Origin of the sequence: Marinomonas algarum (genome assembly GCF_020532605.1) — a bacterium.
In the GTDB taxonomy this organism is placed as follows: Bacteria; Pseudomonadota; Gammaproteobacteria; order Pseudomonadales; family Marinomonadaceae; genus Marinomonas; species Marinomonas algarum.
Map to the genome: position 1 here is coordinate 101427 of NZ_JAJATW010000003.1, position 16936 is coordinate 118362.

Here is a 16936-nt window from a genome sequence, read left to right on the forward strand (position 1 = left end):
TCATGCGGATAACCTGACCAACCCAATAAATGAGGAATAGCGTGCCAGAAGAATTTAACCATGTGGATTGGTTCCGCCATTCTTCCCCTTACATTAATGCCCACAGGGGAAAAACGTTTGTTATTTTGATTCCCGGTGAAGCCATTGAATGCGCGCATTTTTCAAGCATCATTCATGACTTGGCGCTGTTGGATTCATTAGGCATTCGTCTTGTGCTTGTCCAAGGCGCCCGTCCACAAATCAGCCGAATTTTATCTGATCGACGCCTTCCCAGCCGAGTCGAAGACGATTACCGCGTCACCCCTCAAGATCAACTGATGGACGTTATTCAAGCCTCAGCGGCGGTGCGTGTGCAGCTTGAAGCTCGGCTCTCTATGGGGTTGTCTAATACCCCTATGGACGGCGCACGTTTGAAAGTGTGCAGCGGCAACTATGTTATTGCTCGGCCTTTAGGAGTGGTGGATGGCATTGATTATGGCCACACAGGGGAAGTGCGTCGCATTGATAGTGAGGCGATTTTTCGATTACTCGAAGACGATAACATGGTGCTGCTCCCCCATCTCGGCTTTTCCCCAACGGGTGAGGTTTTCAATTTGAAAAGCGAAGACGTGGCCACCCAGGCGGCCATTCAATTAAAAGCCGATAAGTTGATCATTTACGCCGACGAAGCAGGTGTGTTTGATGCGTCAGGTCACCTGTATTCGGAGCTTTTAACAAAAGACGCAGACGCCATACTAAAAGCCCGCTCTTTGTCGAGCATCACCCATGCGGCATTAGAAGCCTGTGTGCAAGCAGTACGAAGCGGCGTACCCAGAGCGCACCTGATCTCTTACCACGTCAACGGTGGCCTACTTCAAGAACTGTTCACCCGTGAAGGTTCTGGCACCATGATAGACGAAGACAGCTACGAGCAACTTCGTCCCGCTCATATTGACGACGTAGGCGGCATGATGGCCTTGCTGTCACCGCTAGAAGAAAAAGGCATCTTAGTCAGACGTTCCCGCGAGCTGTTGGAAAATGAAATCGACCGTTTTATTGTGATCGAACGGGATGGGGCCATTGTTGCCTGTGCGGCACTGTATCCTTTCGAACAAGAGTATGCAGGGGAACTTGCGTGTTTAGCCGTGTCTCCTGACTATCGAGGCTCAAATCGTGGCGAACGCTTGTTAAAAGGCATCGAACAATCCGCTAAAAAACAAAACCTCTCAACCCTGTTTCTGTTGACTACCCGTACTGCCCATTGGTTTATGGAGCGGGGCTTTAAAGCCACCACGCTGGACAGTTTGCCAACCAAAAAACAAGCGCTTTACAACTACCAGCGCAATTCAAAAATCTTCTCAAAAATGCTGTAACTCAACGTATTGTTTAAAATATTAAAAAGCCCATTCATGACATAAAAAAGGCGACTCAAGCGTCGCCTTTTCATCTTATTTCCACGTTATCTAATGTGCTTATTCAACAATCTTAAATGGAATAAACATAGGATAACCTTGACGTATAACGCGCATCGGGACGGAGCGATTGTTAGGGATGGCTTTCGCAATACTGCTAAAGTCCGCCACACTGTCAATGCGTTTACCGTTTAACATGGTAATCACGTCGCCTTGTTGCAAACCATTACGTGCAGCGGTACCGCCCAGAACTTGCTCGATTACCACGCCACTGTCGATGTCAAATTTTTGTGCGGTGTCAGCCGGTAGCTCACCCACAATCATGCCAAGACGATTTTGGTCTTGTTGTGTCTGCGCTAACGCGTTTGGATCATTAGGACGACCTTCTAATGTGACAACGATGGTTTGCTCTTTACCGTCGCGGTACACTCTCGCTTTTACCTCATCGCCTGCTTTCATTTGACCAACGATATAAGGCAATTCACCCGAATGAACAATCTGATCGCCATTAAACGAGAGAATAATATCGCCTGATCTCAATCCCGCTTTTTCAGCCGGTGAATCGGGGATCACACGACTAATAAGTGCCCCATTGGAACGATCTAAACCAAAAGACTCGGCCAACTCATTGTCAACGTCTTGAATTAATACCCCCAACCAAGCTCTGGATACCTTACCATCGCTTTTGAGCTGTTCAACAACGGACATAGCCACCTCGGAAGGAATCGCAAAAGAGACCCCCATAAAACCACCGGAGCGTGTGTAAATCTGTGAATTAATGCCCACCACTTCGCCATCTAGATTGAACAAAGGCCCTCCTGAATTACCAGGGTTAATGGCAACGTCCGTTTGAATAAAAGGCACATAATTATCAGAAGGCAAGTTTCGCCCAGTCGCACTCACGATGCCCGCGGTGACCGTATAATCAAAACCGAACGGCGAACCGATGGCCAATACCCATTGACCCGGTTTGAGCTTGTCAGAATCCCCCATTGTCACAATGGGCAAATTATCAGCGTCAATTTTCAGCAGGGCAAGGTCGGTTCTTGGGTCGGTTCCCACCAGCTCAGCAAGATATTCACGTCGATCATTAAGACGCACATGAATAATATCCGCACCATCAATCACATGGTTGTTCGTGAGCACATAACCATCACGAGATATGATAAAGCCCGACCCTAGCGAGCTGCGTTGCTGTTGTTGAGGTGCTTGTTTGCCAAAAGGCTGTTGGCCAAAGAAATGTTTGAAAAACTCGTTGAGTTCTTCACTGTTTGGTCCTAACGATTGCCCCCGTTGAGCTGTTTGCGGAGTCACCGCTTGTTCTGTACTGATGTTCACAACCGCGGGAGAGGCCTCTTCTACTAACTCGGTAAAGTCAGGCAAAGAAGCGGCGTGGGAAAGCATCGAGGTCACCATAAAGGTACTGACAACCACTAAGCTAAGGCGTTTAAGCAGTCTGTTCATTCATACGTCTCCTTAAGACATAACACATTGATCACAGTGCCAAATGAAGAAGGCGTTAGCTCATTGGATTGACCCTTAGGGCGTTACAACCAATGGAATGCGGTGGTGACCTTTTTCATGATCAAGCGAAGCAATTTTTACAATTTTAGGATAATAGTCCAAGTTATGGCTTTCTTGGATGGATTTTTTTCTAGCAAAAAACAGCCCAATAAGAAAACCTAATACAGAAAACACCACGGCGATACCTGACGAACCTCCCCACAGAGAAGGCAATACAGCACCGACGACTAAACCCAACAGCGGCACCATGTACATCCAAATAGACGCCTGCAATAACGAATCCTCTGGAATCCCTATCACAACGTCTTGACCGACTTTCACTGATAAAGGGTCAATGGCTTTCATACGCATGCGATTGGCCGAAGAGACTTGTGCAATGGCATGATGACCACATCCGTGCCGAGCACGACAAGCCGTACAACTGCTCGTGCGAATGGTTTCCACCTCAGCAAAACCGTCTTCTACGGACAACACTCTTCCGGTTTCTTCAATCATCTTGCCTTAATCCATTTGAACTTTCGGCGAAAACCCCGCCATCAGTTTCTCAATAGTCTGTTTTGGCACTTCCCCTACCAAAGTTAATAGGTATAACGCCTCTTCCACCTTGATGCTGCACTCGCCAGCCATGGTCGCCCCTATGTTTAAAATAGACACACCTGCTGCACGCTCAGTGGGTCTAATAAAAACCGAGACGGTGGTCATGCCATCAGACAACAGCAACATACTGGTGCCACTCTCTAGAGAACGCGCTTCTGGCCAAACTAATGAAAAGCCTTCTGGTAACCAGTCAAATTGCCATGGGTTTTTCACTTGCTCAGACTGGGTTTCAACCATGGGTTCTGAGTATGAATCTTTTTTGGGGACAAAGTCTTCATGTTTCAAGTCAGGGGAAAAATCAACCGAAGTGAATTGAATACGTTCTAGCAACTGGTTATCCGCACCGATCATATCGTGTTTAAGAAGAAAATGGTTCTGCTTGTCTAGCCAAAATTGGTGCCCGTAACGGTAAGCATCTTTAGGGGTTAGTTTAATGGCAACCGTCTCTCGACCCGCAATACGACTGGCTTGACGGTTAACTTGCATATCATAGCCTTTTAGTAAGCGATCACTTTCAAGGTTTTTGAAACGCTTAAAAAGTGGGGTCAAAGGCGTACGCCTGTTCGCGACATGCGCATTGGGATAAACGGAAACTATCTTGTCTTCGATGCGCAATATTTCCACTTTGTCGCCATCTAAATCCACCAAGCTTTCATATTCTATGCCGGCCATTGAGTCATGACGCACGCGCATACTGTTCATATTGGTCGCTTCTGAATGAACAAAAACGCCATCGTAGCTCAAAGCCGCAAACGACTGTGTCATGTTTCTCAGTAAATTCAACGCTTCTGTTTCTGTGGTCTCAGCCATCGCCGTACTGGAGCTTGCAAGACACACCATCATAAGGAAAAGACGCAATGGCAAAGTTATCTTCATAAATCACTCTTTAATTGGGTAACTAACAACTCTGGCCATGGGAATCATCCCTTGACCCACGGTCATAGCGGCCTGCTCAGCATGCTGTCGAAGGTACAATTGCAACCTCACGTTATCAACTTGCAAGGCATCGTTTTCAAATTCGGCTAACGGCGTCAGCATCCGGTTATTCATTGAGGAATGCACATCCGCAATCATATGAGAGGTCGGAATCTCTGGCGTCACAAATTGATTGCTACCCAAAATCACCACGAACGCCACACTGGCAGCGACAGCCATACCAGAAAAAAGCTTGCGCCATGGTAAAGCAACCACCTTGTGGTTCTTCACGGCATCTTGTTTTACTGTGTCGGCTTGTGTCGCTTGTGTCGCCACAGCGTGTAGTGGCGTGACCGATTCGTCAGCCTCAATGCCGGCACGCACTCGTGACATTAAGCTGTCATTGAGACCGGTGGCTATCCTGTCGTCTTTGTGCAACACCTGTTGCACCAAATGATAACTTTCCAGCTGGGCGCTCAGTGTCGCCGGATCTTGCTCCAGCAAGTAAGCAATATCTTGCTCTGTCGCTTCTCCATCGAGCATGGCCGACAAACTGCAACGTGTTTCAACGGCACGGTCATTGCCCGTACTAAACTCTGACATGGCTACTCTCCTCCGTCCATTAACGGACGTATGTGTTTTTCCACTGCCTCTCGGCCACGAAAAATACGTGATCGAACCGTCCCGACCGGACAATCCATGATCAGCGAAATATCTTCATAGCTTAGGCCATCAAATTCCCTCAGAGTCAGTGCACTGCGCAACTCTTCAGGCAAATTTTTGATGGCTTCGTGTATCGCCTTTTCAAGACGTTCGCTGTTTAGTTTGGCTTCCGGTGTATCTATATTAGTCAGTGATTCGTACACGTTAAAAACGTCTTCATTATCCAACTCCACATCAGATTCTGGGGGACGCCGAGAGCGACTCACAAGGTAATTTTTTGCCGTGTTTACCGCAATGCGATACAACCAAGTATAAAAAGCGCTTTCGCCTCGAAAGCTGCCTATCGCACGGTACGCTTTAATAAAGCTGTCTTGTGCGACGTCTAGCACTTCGCTTCTGTCTTGTATGTAACGCCCGATTAAACCGATAACCTTGTATTGATATTTGACAACCAGCAAATCGAATGCCCGTTTATCGCCCTGCTGTACTTTTTCAACTAACGCCTGATCGGAAGACGTTTCGTGCTGCATAGGCACCTCATATAAAAACCTTGTTCGCATGCGCCTTTGCTTTATAAAAAAGAAGACAGCATCCACTTCAACGAGTTCCCACTTATAAATCTAAGCGGTTACTCGCAATAACCCTAACGCTCACATTTGGCGTATTTTTATGGTGACCTACTCCTACGCGGACTTCCTTCTGTCACGCCCTACTCAAACGCATTTTATCCTATAAAAAGGCCTTGAACGCCCTACTTTAAAAATGGAAAATTCAATGAATATTCAAAAGGTCGGTACAGAAAGTATTCACTATTAACTAACAACAATAGTAACATTAATTTTTCAGTCATAATTAGATCAATACTATGAGCCGACATTATAAGCACGACATCGTTATTATTGGCGCGGGTGCCGCAGGGCTAACCTTGGCGCTTGAATTAGCGGATCATCACAGCGTGGCCATTTTAACCAAAGCCGATATACGCGAAGGATCGACACTGTATGCTCAGGGAGGCGTCGCTGCTGTTTTGTCTGGTACGGACACGGTGGACTCACACATTAGTGATACCATAGACGCCGGTGTCGAACTTGGTGACCCTGATGCGATCCGTTTTACCGTTGAGCATTCCAAAGAAAGCATCGAGTGGCTTATTGATCAAGGTGTCCCTTTTACCCGTTATGGCGATGAAGCAGAGTACCACCTCACCAAGGAAGGCGGACACAGTCATCGACGGATTATCCACAGCGCAGATGCAACGGGTCTGGCCATTTCACAAACACTAATCAAAAACGCCACCAGCCATCCCAACATTCACTTTTTTCCTGATCGAGTCGCCATCGATATTATCACCACGGCAAAGCTTGGACTTGCAGGCCCTGATAAAGCGGTTGGTGTGTACGCCTTAAATCTAAACGATGATGTCGTTGAAGTCTTCCACGGTCAGTTTACTTCCTTAGCCTGCGGTGGCAGTAGCAAGGTGTATCTTTACACCAGTAACCCAGACACTGCTTCAGGTGATGGCATCGCCATGGCGTGGCGTGCAGGTTGTCGTGTGGGCAACATGGAATTTAATCAATTTCATCCAACCTGTTTGTACGATGCGAAAGCCAAAACGTTTCTTATTTCTGAAGCCGTACGCGGTGAAGGCGGCCACCTCTTGTTACCAGATGGCACACGCTTTATGTCGCAGTTTGATAAACGCAAGGAACTGGCGCCAAGAGACATCGTAGCTCGCGCGATTGACCATGAAATGAAGCGTCTTGGGGTTGATCATGTCTTACTGGACATTTCCCACAAAGAACCTGATTTTATCAAGGAACATTTTCCCACTATTTATAAGCGCTGCCTCGAATACGGACACGACATGACAAAATCCCCCATTCCTGTTGTGCCTGCTGCCCACTACACCTGCGGCGGCGTGGTGGTTGATCAACACAGTGCAACCGATGTGGATCATCTCTATGCCATTGGCGAAACTGCCTATACAGGGCTCCATGGTGCAAACCGCTTAGCAAGCAACTCACTGTTAGAATGCATCGTATTTGCGCGCTCTGCGGCACAGCACATTGTTGCAAACAAAGAAAGTCACCACGACATCGAGATTCCTGATTGGGATGAGAGTCAGGTAACAAATTCCGATGAAGACGTTGTGATTACTCATAATTGGCAAGAGCTGCGCCGTTTTATGTGGGATTATGTGGGAATCGTAAGAACAGACAAACGCTTGTTACGCGCGAAACACAGGGTAGATTTATTACTCTCTGAAATCCAAGAGTTTTATGCTAACTACAAAGTCTCAAATGATTTGCTTGAATTACGTAATCTCGCCATGGTCGCTGATTTAATTATCCGCTCAGCCATGTCTCGCAAAGAAAGTCGTGGTTTGCATTTCACTTTGGACTACCCAGAAAAATTAGAAAACAGTCAACCCACGATCCTCTCACCGATTGATTAGCGGTCAACGTAAGAGGATGTTTTTGCATTGTCATGGCGACCAAGCAAGATTTGTTGCGCTGCAAAAGACCGCAGCACAGCATACTCTTGCGCACCAAGGCTGTCTCGATAGATAACCTGATAAGCGGGCCAAACACAATCAACAACGCGAACGGATCGCTTCCGCTTGGCAATCAACTGAATGGCGTTGGCCCGAACAAAAATAAGCGGATCGTACGCCTCGCCCTGACACAGGAAAGCCCCTTGCTCATTCAGCGTAATGTATTTCGCTCGTCGATGAGTATAAATCAGCCCTAAAAGGCTGACGATGACCACACCACATAATAAAAATGCCCGCCAAACGGCAGGCATCCAGTAGCCTTGCAATAACACAAGACAAGTCACCAAGACCAACAACCAGACCGCTACGCCCAGTCGCGATGTTTTCAGTCGACTAGCTTTGAGGCTGAACACGGGTCACTATGATATTCACAATGCGAGCAAGATCGGGGTCTTCAGGCACTTCTTTTTGCATAAACCAAGGGAACATCTCTTGATCTTCGCGCTTAATCAGCTCGTGGAAACGCGCTTTGTCTTCTTCCTCTAGAGTCAAATACACTTCATCTAGAAAAGGTTCAAGGAGCACATCCAGCTCCAACATACCACGACGACACTGCCACTTTAGGCGCTTAAAGCTCAATGAATCTGACGTTTCACTCATTATTTTATCCTTCGTAGAATTTTTCGACATTATAGCCACTTTAACGAAAAAAAAGGAAATTGCGATCAGTGCCCTATGATATTTGTATTTCTCTATGACATTTGTCAAAGAAATCCTTTACTGACAAAGAGATACCGAAGAAACCACTTCCCCAATGAATATTATATTGACTGTTTTGCGTTTTAAAAATCAAAAATGAAACAAAATAGTACTAATATTGCCTATTTATGTATTAACCAGTCAATTACGACATAGTCTATATTGATCAACAATTGATACCGCGTTATCAAGAACCTAGGTACCACTATAAAAACAAAGACACTCCAAAATGGGGAAAACCTATGAAACGCCTTATGAAAAACACAATCGCTTGTGCCGTCTCCGCCGCTGCCTCTATGACAGCCTTCACAGCGTTTGCTGACACTGAAATCACCGTGGCAACCGTTAACAACGGCCACATGATTGAAATGCAAAAACTCACACCTGCCTTCGAAGAAGCCAATCCTGGCATCAAAGTTAAATGGGTTACCTTAGAAGAGAATGTCTTACGTCAAAACGTCACTCAAGACATTGCCAACAAAAGTGGCTTATACGACGTCATGACGATTGGCATGTACGAAGCACCAATTTGGGGTCAACGTGGTTGGCTACAAGCGGTCAATACTAGCGGTGACTACGATGCGAACGATATTCTTCCTTCTATCCGCGACGGCTTATCCTACGATGGCACCATGTACGCCGCTCCTTTCTATGGTGAAAGCTCCATGGTCATGTACCGCAAAGATCTTGTGAAAGAAGCCGGTATGGAAATCAATGATCGAGACAGTTGGGAACACATTCGTGATGTGGCCGCTGCCGTCAATGACCCAAGCAAAGGCATCTACGGTATTTGTTTACGTGGTAAAGCCGGCTGGGGCGACAACATGGCACTGGTGACCACCATCGCCAACTCGTTTGGTGCTCGCTGGTTTGATGAAGAATGGAAGCCTCAACTAGAGTCTGCTGAATGGACAAACGCCGTTAATTTCTATGTGGATTTGTTGTCTAAGTATGGCCCTCCAGGCTCAAGCAGCAACAGCTTCAATGAAAGTCTTGCGTTGTTCAACGAAGGCAAATGCGGTATGTGGATTGATGCCACCATCGCAGCGTCTTTTGTTACCGATCCTAAGCAAAGTAAAGTGGCCGACCAAGTGGGCTTCGCTCAGTCTCCAATTTCTGTCACTGAAAAAGGCGCTAACTGGCTTTGGGCTTGGTCTCTAGGCATCCCTGCGGCAACCAAAAATGCTGATGCAGCACAAAAGTTTGTTCGTTGGGCTACGTCTAAAGAATACATCGAGCTTGTGGGCGAAACGAATGGCTGGGCAGCCGTACCAACAGGGACACGTGCCAGCACTTACGCTAACCCGAAATTCCAAGAAGCAGCGGTCTTTGCTGAAGCGGAATTAAAAGCCATTAACTCTGCCAACCCAAATGACAGCACACTGAAACCTTCTCCTTATGTTGGGGTTCAATTCGCTGCGATCCCTGAGTTCCAAGCCATTGGAACAACAACGGGTCAAATGATTTCAGGGTCACTGGCCGGTTCTATGACGGTTGAGGAAGCACTGAAATCCGCGAATAAATCCGCTGATCGCCAAATGCGCCGCGCTCGCTACTATTAAGCGCTCAACCTATTGATTCTTCGATGTCCTTGATCATTAGGGTGCGATCAATCAATAGACGCGGTCTGCATAAAGAAATAGGGCACCTGCCCTATTTCTTACCCTATTCACCCGCTATCAGGGTGAACATTCCGCTTATAACTTTCTGTTTATAATAAGAGACATACAACATGAAGCGTTCAATCACTCGCTTATTAATGGCGCCGTCTGTCATCCTGCTGTTAGCTTGGATGATCATTCCACTGTCCATGACCATTTACTTCTCGACGATCGAGTTCAGCTCCTACAATCCTGATCAAAATGGCTTTGTGGGCTGGCTAAACTTTGAGTTCTTTATCACGGACCCTGCCTTTATCTCGGCTGTTTCCAATACACTGATATTGTTGCTTTCTGTGCTCATCATTACCGTGGTCTTAGGCGTCATGCTCTCTGCGTTGATTGATAAGCCGTTCTTTGGTCAAGGCATGGTACGTGTCTTACTGATTTCGCCTTTCTTCATTATGCCAACGGTCAATGCCTTGATCTGGAAAAACATGATGATGAACCCTGTGTATGGCATCTTTGCTTGGATCTCACAATCCCTTGGTTTTGAGCCCATCGATTGGCTCTCTACCTACCCACTTATGTCGATCATCATTATGGTGAGTTGGCAGTGGCTTCCCTTTGCGATCTTGGTGTTTGTTACCGCCTTGCAGTCACAAGATACTGAACAAAAAGAAGCGGCTCAAATGGACGGCGCCACTGGCTGGCACATCTTCCGTTACCTAACCATTCCGCATCTAGCGCGCCCTATCGCTGTGGTGGTCATGATAGAAACCATCTTCTTGTTAGCGGTGTTTGCTGAAATCTTGGTTTCCACGGGGGGTGGCCCGGGTTACGACAGCACCAACTTGACTTACTTGATTTATAACCAAGCCCTTTTGCAGTTTGACGTTGCTGCGGCCTCTGCCGGCGGTCTATTGGCTGTTGTACTCGCGAATATCGTCGCTTTCTTCTTAATTCGTGCCGTTGGCAAAAACCTAACGGTATAAGGTGTATACGATGACTCTTAATCAACAACGCAAACTCAAAACTTTTATCACGGGGTTGTTCGCTTGGACAATCGCCCTGATCCTATTTTTCCCTATTTTTTGGATGTTTATCACCTCGTTTAAAACAGAGCTTCAGGCCATTTCTATTCCGCCTTCTTTGTTTTTTGAACCAACGTTGGATAACTATTCCGAAGTACAAGAACGCAGTGATTATGTGCATCACGCGATTAACTCCATCATCACTTCTTTTGGGTCAACTATTTTGGCCTTGATCATTGCCGTGCCTGCGGCCTTTTCAATGGCGTTTGCGCCGGGCAAACGCACCAAAGATGTGTTGCTGTGGATGTTGTCGACCAAAATGCTACCGGCCGTCGGTGTGTTGGTGCCGATTTACATGATTTGTCGTGACTATGGCTTGTTGGATTCGAAAACTGCTTTGGTGATTATTTTCACCTTAATGAATCTGCCAATTGTGGTATGGATGCTGTTCTCTTACTTTAAAGATTTACCCAAAGAGATATTAGAAGCAGCACGTATGGATGGCGCGACGCCTTGGGACGAAGTGGTTAAAGTCGTTTTACCACTGTCTATGGGGGCTATTTCATCAACGGCGTTGCTGTCTATCGTATTGTGCTGGAACGAGTCTTTCTGGTCGCTTACCTTGACCGCCTCCGACGCAGCACCATTGACCGCGATGATTGCCTCTTACTCAAGCCCTGAAGGTTTGTTCTGGGCGAAGCTGTCTGCTGCCTCAACATTGGCGTGTGCGCCTATCGTTGTATTCGGTTGGTTCTGCCAAAAACAATTAGTCCAAGGCCTTACATTCGGCGCCGTAAAATAATTATTAGGAAGCTTTTTTATGTCTTACTTAACGATCACTGATTTGCAAAAACACTACGATAATTACCACGCGCTACGCGGCATCAACCTGTCGATCACAGAAGGGGAATTTGTGGTGTTTGTTGGGCCTTCTGGTTGCGGTAAATCCACACTATTGCGAACCATTGCCGGCCTTGAGTCCAGCACCGGTGGCACCATTGAACTAGACGGTCGAGACATTACTGAACTGGCGTCTTCCAAACGTGACCTTGCAATGGTGTTTCAGTCTTATGCCTTGTACCCGCATATGACGGTCGCCGACAACCTGTCTTTTGCCTTGCGCCTTGCGAAAGTATCCGACGCCGAAATTCAAGAAAAAGTCCGTTCTGTTTCTGCGTCTTTACAATTAGATGCCTTGTTAGAACGTAAACCAAAAGAACTGTCAGGAGGACAGCGTCAGCGTGTGGCCATTGGTCGTGCGATCGTTCGCCAGCCAAAGGTCTTCTTGTTCGATGAACCCTTGTCTAACCTCGATGCGGCCTTGCGTGTGCAAATGCGTTTAGAGCTGGCTCGCCTACACAAAAAACTGGGCACCACCATGATTTACGTGACCCACGACCAAGTAGAAGCCATGACCTTGGCAGACCGTGTGGTCATCCTAAACGCGGGGCAAATCGAGCAAGTGGGTACGCCTCTTGAACTGTACCGTAAACCAAATAGCCGCTTTGTGGCCGAGTTTATTGGCACACCAAAAATGAACCTGATTCCGGCTGATAAAATTACCCACAAAGCAGACGAACTGGTGTTTGATCTCTTTGGTCATACTATTCATTTCCCGGCAAAACGCATCAAAGGGACACAACCCGACTCGACCATCGTTGGTATTCGTCCTGAGCATTTAAGCCTAGTGGAAGAAGGTGGTGATTTAACCGGACGCATTGAATTGGTTGAGCATTTAGGCTCTGAAGCTTATGCCCATATTCAGCTGCTTAACGACCAAACCATCATCGTAAAAGCCGCGGCACGTCTTGAATTAAAAGACGGCCAAGAAGTTCATATTAAAGTCGATGTGGATGAAATCATCCTATTCGATGACAACAACAAAGTTATTTCTGTTATTCCAGAGGAAGCATAAAATGGCCAACTTTCTAACGGCTTCTACGCACATCGAGCAGCTAAACGTTCAAGCTTACAACAAAAACGACGTGCAAACAGGCATTGTTCACCTTGGTGTCGGCGCATTTCACCGCGCCCACCAAGCGGTCTATGTTGATCGCTTATTAGCACAAGAAAACCAACAACACTGGGGCATTATTGGTGTCAATATTCGCCCACAAGACAGTCAAGCATTTGAACGTTTTGCTAAGCAAGATGGTGAGTATATTCTCAAAACCATGGCGGCCGATGGCGCAACGCAATATGAACACATTCGCTCCTTGGTCAAGCAAATTGATGGTGCCCACGCCCCTCAAGACGTTGATAACGCCTTGGCCGATGCTCGCACTCAGTTGGTAACCTCTACGGTAACGGAAAGTGGTTACTACCTAGATGAAAACCGTACACTTATGCTCGATAACCCAGCTATTAAGGCGGACATAGAAGGGGCGCGTAACACCCTGTACGCTTTTTTATATGCAGGCTTAAAGCAACGCAGTGAAACATCAAACGCAAAGATCACCTTACTGTGTTGCGATAATTTGCGTCATAACGGTGAGTTGTTAAAAGCGGGCTTAATGCAATTTATTGCCGCCAAAAATGACCCAGCTTTGGCACAGTGGTTGGTTGAGAATGCGTCTTTCCCTTGCTCCATGGTTGACCGCATCACCCCTAAACCCAGTCAACAACATGTTGACGATGTGCGCGCTCGTTTTGGTGTGGACGATGCTATGACGGTCATGGGCGAAGACTTTATCCAATGGGTCATTGAAGACAATTTCGCCGGACAAAAACCGCCTCTGGATTTAGTGGGTGTGCAGTTTGTCGCCGATGTGGTGCCGTTTGAAGAAGCAAAAATACGTATTTTGAACGCAGGCCATACCTGTGTAACCTACCAAGCCGCATTGAAAGGCCTAACCTACTTTGACGAAGCCATGCGTGATGAAGAACTGAAACAGTACTTCACTGATTTCATCACACAAGACTCGATCCCAGCCATTGGCGAGTCTGTGGTGGATTTACCGGCGTATTTTGAGATCATTGCTCAGCGTTTTAGTAACGCCAATATCGGGGATACCGTAGAGCGAATTTGTACGGATGGCTATTTTAAATTCCCTATTTTTGTCTTCCCGACATTAGAGGGCGCTTACTTAAAAGGTCGTACACCTCATAAAACCATTCAGGGCATCGCCAGCTGGTTTGTCTTTATGCACTTGTCGAACCAAGGAAAGATCAGTACGCCTTACCATGAACCGAATCAGGCGTCGCTTGCTCCTTTTACCAATGACGAAGCTGGTATTCAGGCCTTTGCGACCGACCGTTTTCTATGGGATACCGTGCCAGCAAAATTCCCCAATTTTGTCACAGAGTTAACCCAAGCGATTCAGACAACCATGGCAAAGTATGCTTAAATAATGCTCAATTAACCCAAAGATCAAACATGCCCAATGCCGGTTTTGCTTGATCTTTTGGGTCTGTTTTTATTAACAAATAATAAGAAGTGAACTAATAAAGCAGTCGATAGCCAAGACTCGCCAAGTCGCTTAAGCGAGAGAACCATGTCAACTACCGCTAAACGTATCACCCCCGAATACGAGATTGTGCAGGATAACGAAACTATTCGTTACCTTGAACACGGTCATCCAAGTGAACTTGTGCGCTGGCATGCCCATGACGATTATGAACTGCACTTTATTGTTAAGACATCGGGTAAGGTGTTTGTCGGTGATTACATTGGCAATTATTCTGCGGGTCAGCTCATCTTAACAGGGCCTCGCCTTCCCCATAATTGGATTTGCCAAGATGACAAAGAAGAAGTGGAAGTCAGAGACATGGTTATCCGTTTTGACCATGAGTCTTTTTCCAATGGCATGAAAATTATCCCTGAACTCGCCGAAATACTCCCCTTACTGGCGCGCGCAAAATATGGCATTGAATTCTTTGGTTTGGAGCACGATTACCTAAAAAACATGTTCCAGAAGGTACGTGATTCTAGTGGATTGTCTCGGTTAATCTTATCTTTACCCTTATTGCAGAAGTTGGCTCAAAGTCAAGATTACCGTTTGCTGTCGACCGTACAGATTGACATGAAATCCAATGAAACTTTGCAACGCAAAATAAACACTGTTGTGGATTATGTGTCGCAAAACTACAGTCAAGACATCACACTTTCCAGTGTCGCGGGGCTGATTGGCATGTCAGACAGTCACTTTTCACGCTTCTTCAAAAAGGCCACTGGGAACCGCTTTATTGAGTTTGTAAATCGTGTTCGTATCAGTCGAGCTTGCAGTCTGCTCACCGAAACCGACCAGCAGATCGCAACCATTTGTTTTCAAGTGGGTTTCAACAACGTTGCCAATTTCAATCGCCGCTTCCATGAATTGAAAGGCGTGACGCCACGCGATTTTCGCACGCAGAGTCACATTCGTGTTGAAGGTGTTATTTAAATAGAAGACGCCAGCGTCGACAGTCGGCCATTGAGCGTCTTCGTAGACTGATACACCTCTTGATACAAGGCGTACTTTTCTTGATAGTAGGCTTGTGTCTCTAGCGCCGGCACATGCTCTTCTAATACATCAGGCATAACACAATATTGAGCAATTAACGCTTCTAACTCGCCGCCTAAACGACGCTGTTCACCCAACAAAGCCAATCGAGCGGCACCCAGCCCTGGCCCAACATCACCACCATCGCGATAAATAATCCGTTTACCCAACACATTGGCAATGATCTGACGCCACATACCCGACCGCGCACCGCCGCCAATAAGGGATAAACTCTCGGCTGAACTGCCTGCGCTACTCAGTGCATTTTGACAATCCAACAGGGAGAACGCGACCCCTTCTAACACCGCTAAGGTCAAGGATTCCAATGAGGTCTGATTGTCCAGCCCGATAAACTGTCCGTTAGCCAGTGGATCATTATGAGGCGTTCGCTCCCCATTTAGATAGGGTAAGAAAATGACGTTGGTACGCACCATGTCGCTGTCTTCTAGCGCATCCAGAAGCTCTGCAACACTTTTTCCCACCAGCTTGGCCAACCATGCCAACGAATTGGCGGCGCTTAAGGTGACGCCCATCTGATGCCAACGATCCGGTAAAGCATGACAAAAAGCATGGACGGTATTGTCAGGGTTGGCTCGATGCGCTTCACTGACGGTAAAATACACCCCCGAGGTACCCAGTGAAATAAAGCCCTCCCCTGGGTTGATTACGCCCATACCGACTGCGCCCGCCGCATTGTCGCCGCCACCCGCGACAACAGGCAACTGGGCAATCTCCCATTGCTCAGCCAACTCCTTTGAAAGCACCCCCACTACATCACACCCTTCATGGACTGTGGGCATATTGGCAAGGGTTAAGCCGGTTGTTGCCAATAAGTCAGCATCCCATTGACGCGTTGCGGGGTTTAACCATAGGGTGCCTGAAGCGTCTGAACAGTCCGTCGACATGTGCCCTGTTAAGCGGTATGCCAAGTAATCTTTTGGCAATAAAACATACGCAAGCTGTTGAAAAATCTCTGGCTCATTTTCTTCTACCCAGCGGATCTTTGGGGCCGTAAAACCGGCCATAACAAGATTGCCCGAGCGTTCAATACTGTCCGGTGACTCTGCCATAAGCGCATAACATTGCGTTTGACTGCGCCCGTCATTCCATAGAATACAAGGACGTAAAACGTCGCCTTGCTGGTTTAATAAGGTCGCACCGTGCATTTGCCCAGATAAGCCAATGGCCTTTAACTTACCCAAATCAAGACGCTCCTGCAGCTGCGCCATTACCTCAAGGCAAGCCTGCCACCAAGATAATGGGTCTTGCTCAGACCAAGTAGGATGAGGAGACTGAACCGTTAAAGATACCGATTCTTGTGCTAAAACTACGCCATTATCATCAATAACAACGCCTTTTAAACCCGAAGTGCCAAGATCAAGCCCTAAATACATCTGATTACTCATTTACTAAAGGAAAAGTGGTTATTTTATTCATTTTTCTGTGGCATCCTATTTGCTATAGAAATAATCGTTTCATA

General features: G+C 46.9%; 16 protein-coding genes. 8 read left to right on the forward strand and 8 right to left on the reverse strand.

From position 1 onward, the window contains the following. Nucleotides 1-29 precede the first annotated feature (29 nt). Complete coding sequence (gene argA, locus LG368_RS03465; RefSeq protein ID WP_226753337.1) at nt 30-1352, forward strand: amino-acid N-acetyltransferase; 1323 nt, start codon at nt 30-32, stop codon at nt 1350-1352. Between the two features lie 99 nt (nt 1353-1451). Here the strand turns inward: argA and LG368_RS03470 are convergent, their stop codons facing one another. From LG368_RS03470 to rpoE, 5 genes are all read right to left on the reverse strand, one after another. Continuing rightward, nucleotides 1452-2855, reverse strand: coding sequence for a DegQ family serine endoprotease (locus tag LG368_RS03470; RefSeq protein ID WP_226753338.1), 1404 nt, complete (start codon nt 2853-2855; stop codon nt 1452-1454). Between the two features lie 75 nt (nt 2856-2930). Further along, nucleotides 2931-3410 carry a SoxR reducing system RseC family protein gene (locus LG368_RS03475; protein WP_226753339.1) on the reverse strand — a complete coding sequence of 160 codons (480 nt, stop codon included), beginning with the start codon at nt 3408-3410 and terminating at the stop codon, nt 2931-2933. 6 nt (nt 3411-3416) lie between these two features. Continuing rightward, on the reverse strand, nt 3417-4388 hold the full coding sequence (locus LG368_RS03480) for a MucB/RseB C-terminal domain-containing protein (RefSeq protein WP_226753340.1): 972 nt from the start codon (nt 4386-4388) through the stop codon (nt 3417-3419). Between the two features lie 3 nt (nt 4389-4391). Next, the gene (locus LG368_RS03485) at nt 4392-5030 is read right to left on the reverse strand and encodes a sigma-E factor negative regulatory protein (protein ID WP_226753341.1); all 639 of its coding nucleotides are present in this window, start codon (nt 5028-5030) and stop codon (nt 4392-4394) included. Nucleotides 5031-5032: 2 nt separating this feature from the next. Continuing rightward, complete coding sequence (rpoE, locus tag LG368_RS03490; RefSeq protein ID WP_226753342.1) at nt 5033-5620, reverse strand: RNA polymerase sigma factor RpoE; 588 nt, start codon at nt 5618-5620, stop codon at nt 5033-5035. A gap of 335 nt (nt 5621-5955) precedes the next feature. Here rpoE and nadB point away from each other — a divergent pair, with 335 nt between their 5' ends. Continuing rightward, nucleotides 5956-7545: an L-aspartate oxidase gene (gene nadB / locus LG368_RS03495; protein WP_226753343.1), complete on the forward strand. Its 1590-nt coding sequence runs from the start codon at nt 5956-5958 to the stop codon at nt 7543-7545. Here the strand turns inward: nadB and LG368_RS03500 are convergent. Together LG368_RS03500 and LG368_RS03505 are read right to left on the reverse strand one after the other, a co-directional pair. Beyond that, a complete protein-coding gene (locus LG368_RS03500; RefSeq protein ID WP_226753344.1) occupies nt 7542-7997 on the reverse strand; it encodes a hypothetical protein in 456 nt (151 codons plus the stop codon). The two genes, nadB and LG368_RS03500, sit on opposite strands and share 4 nt — an antisense overlap. Further along, nucleotides 7978-8244, reverse strand: a complete 267-nt coding sequence (locus LG368_RS03505) for an FAD assembly factor SdhE (RefSeq protein ID WP_226753345.1) — start codon at nt 8242-8244, stop codon at nt 7978-7980. Before LG368_RS03505 ends, LG368_RS03500 begins: the two co-directional genes overlap by 20 nt. Before the next feature lie 341 nt (nt 8245-8585). On the opposite strand from LG368_RS03505, the gene LG368_RS03510 reads away from it, so the two are divergent. From LG368_RS03510 to LG368_RS03535, 6 genes are all read left to right on the forward strand, one after another. Beyond that, nucleotides 8586-9905: an ABC transporter substrate-binding protein gene (locus LG368_RS03510; protein WP_226753346.1), complete on the forward strand. Its 1320-nt coding sequence runs from the start codon at nt 8586-8588 to the stop codon at nt 9903-9905. Nucleotides 9906-10075: 170 nt separating this feature from the next. Then, nucleotides 10076-10936, forward strand: a complete 861-nt coding sequence (locus tag LG368_RS03515; protein WP_226753347.1) for a carbohydrate ABC transporter permease — start codon at nt 10076-10078, stop codon at nt 10934-10936. Between the two features lie 10 nt (nt 10937-10946). Beyond that, complete coding sequence (locus tag LG368_RS03520) at nt 10947-11777, forward strand: carbohydrate ABC transporter permease (RefSeq protein WP_226753348.1); 831 nt, start codon at nt 10947-10949, stop codon at nt 11775-11777. An 18-nt stretch (nt 11778-11795) separates the two neighbouring features. Beyond that, on the forward strand, nt 11796-12890 hold the full coding sequence (locus tag LG368_RS03525) for an ABC transporter ATP-binding protein (protein WP_226753349.1): 1095 nt from the start codon (nt 11796-11798) through the stop codon (nt 12888-12890). Nucleotide 12891: 1 nt separating this feature from the next. Then, a complete protein-coding gene (locus tag LG368_RS03530) occupies nt 12892-14322 on the forward strand; it encodes a mannitol dehydrogenase family protein (RefSeq protein ID WP_226753350.1) in 1431 nt (476 codons plus the stop codon). 147 nt (nt 14323-14469) lie between these two features. After that, complete coding sequence (locus LG368_RS03535) at nt 14470-15357, forward strand: AraC family transcriptional regulator (protein ID WP_226753351.1); 888 nt, start codon at nt 14470-14472, stop codon at nt 15355-15357. Here LG368_RS03535 and xylB read toward each other — a convergent pair. After that, nucleotides 15354-16850 carry a xylulokinase gene (gene xylB, locus LG368_RS03540; RefSeq protein WP_226753352.1) on the reverse strand — a complete coding sequence of 499 codons (1497 nt, stop codon included), beginning with the start codon at nt 16848-16850 and terminating at the stop codon, nt 15354-15356. The two genes, LG368_RS03535 and xylB, sit on opposite strands and share 4 nt — an antisense overlap. Between the last annotated feature and the right edge of the window lie 86 nt (nt 16851-16936).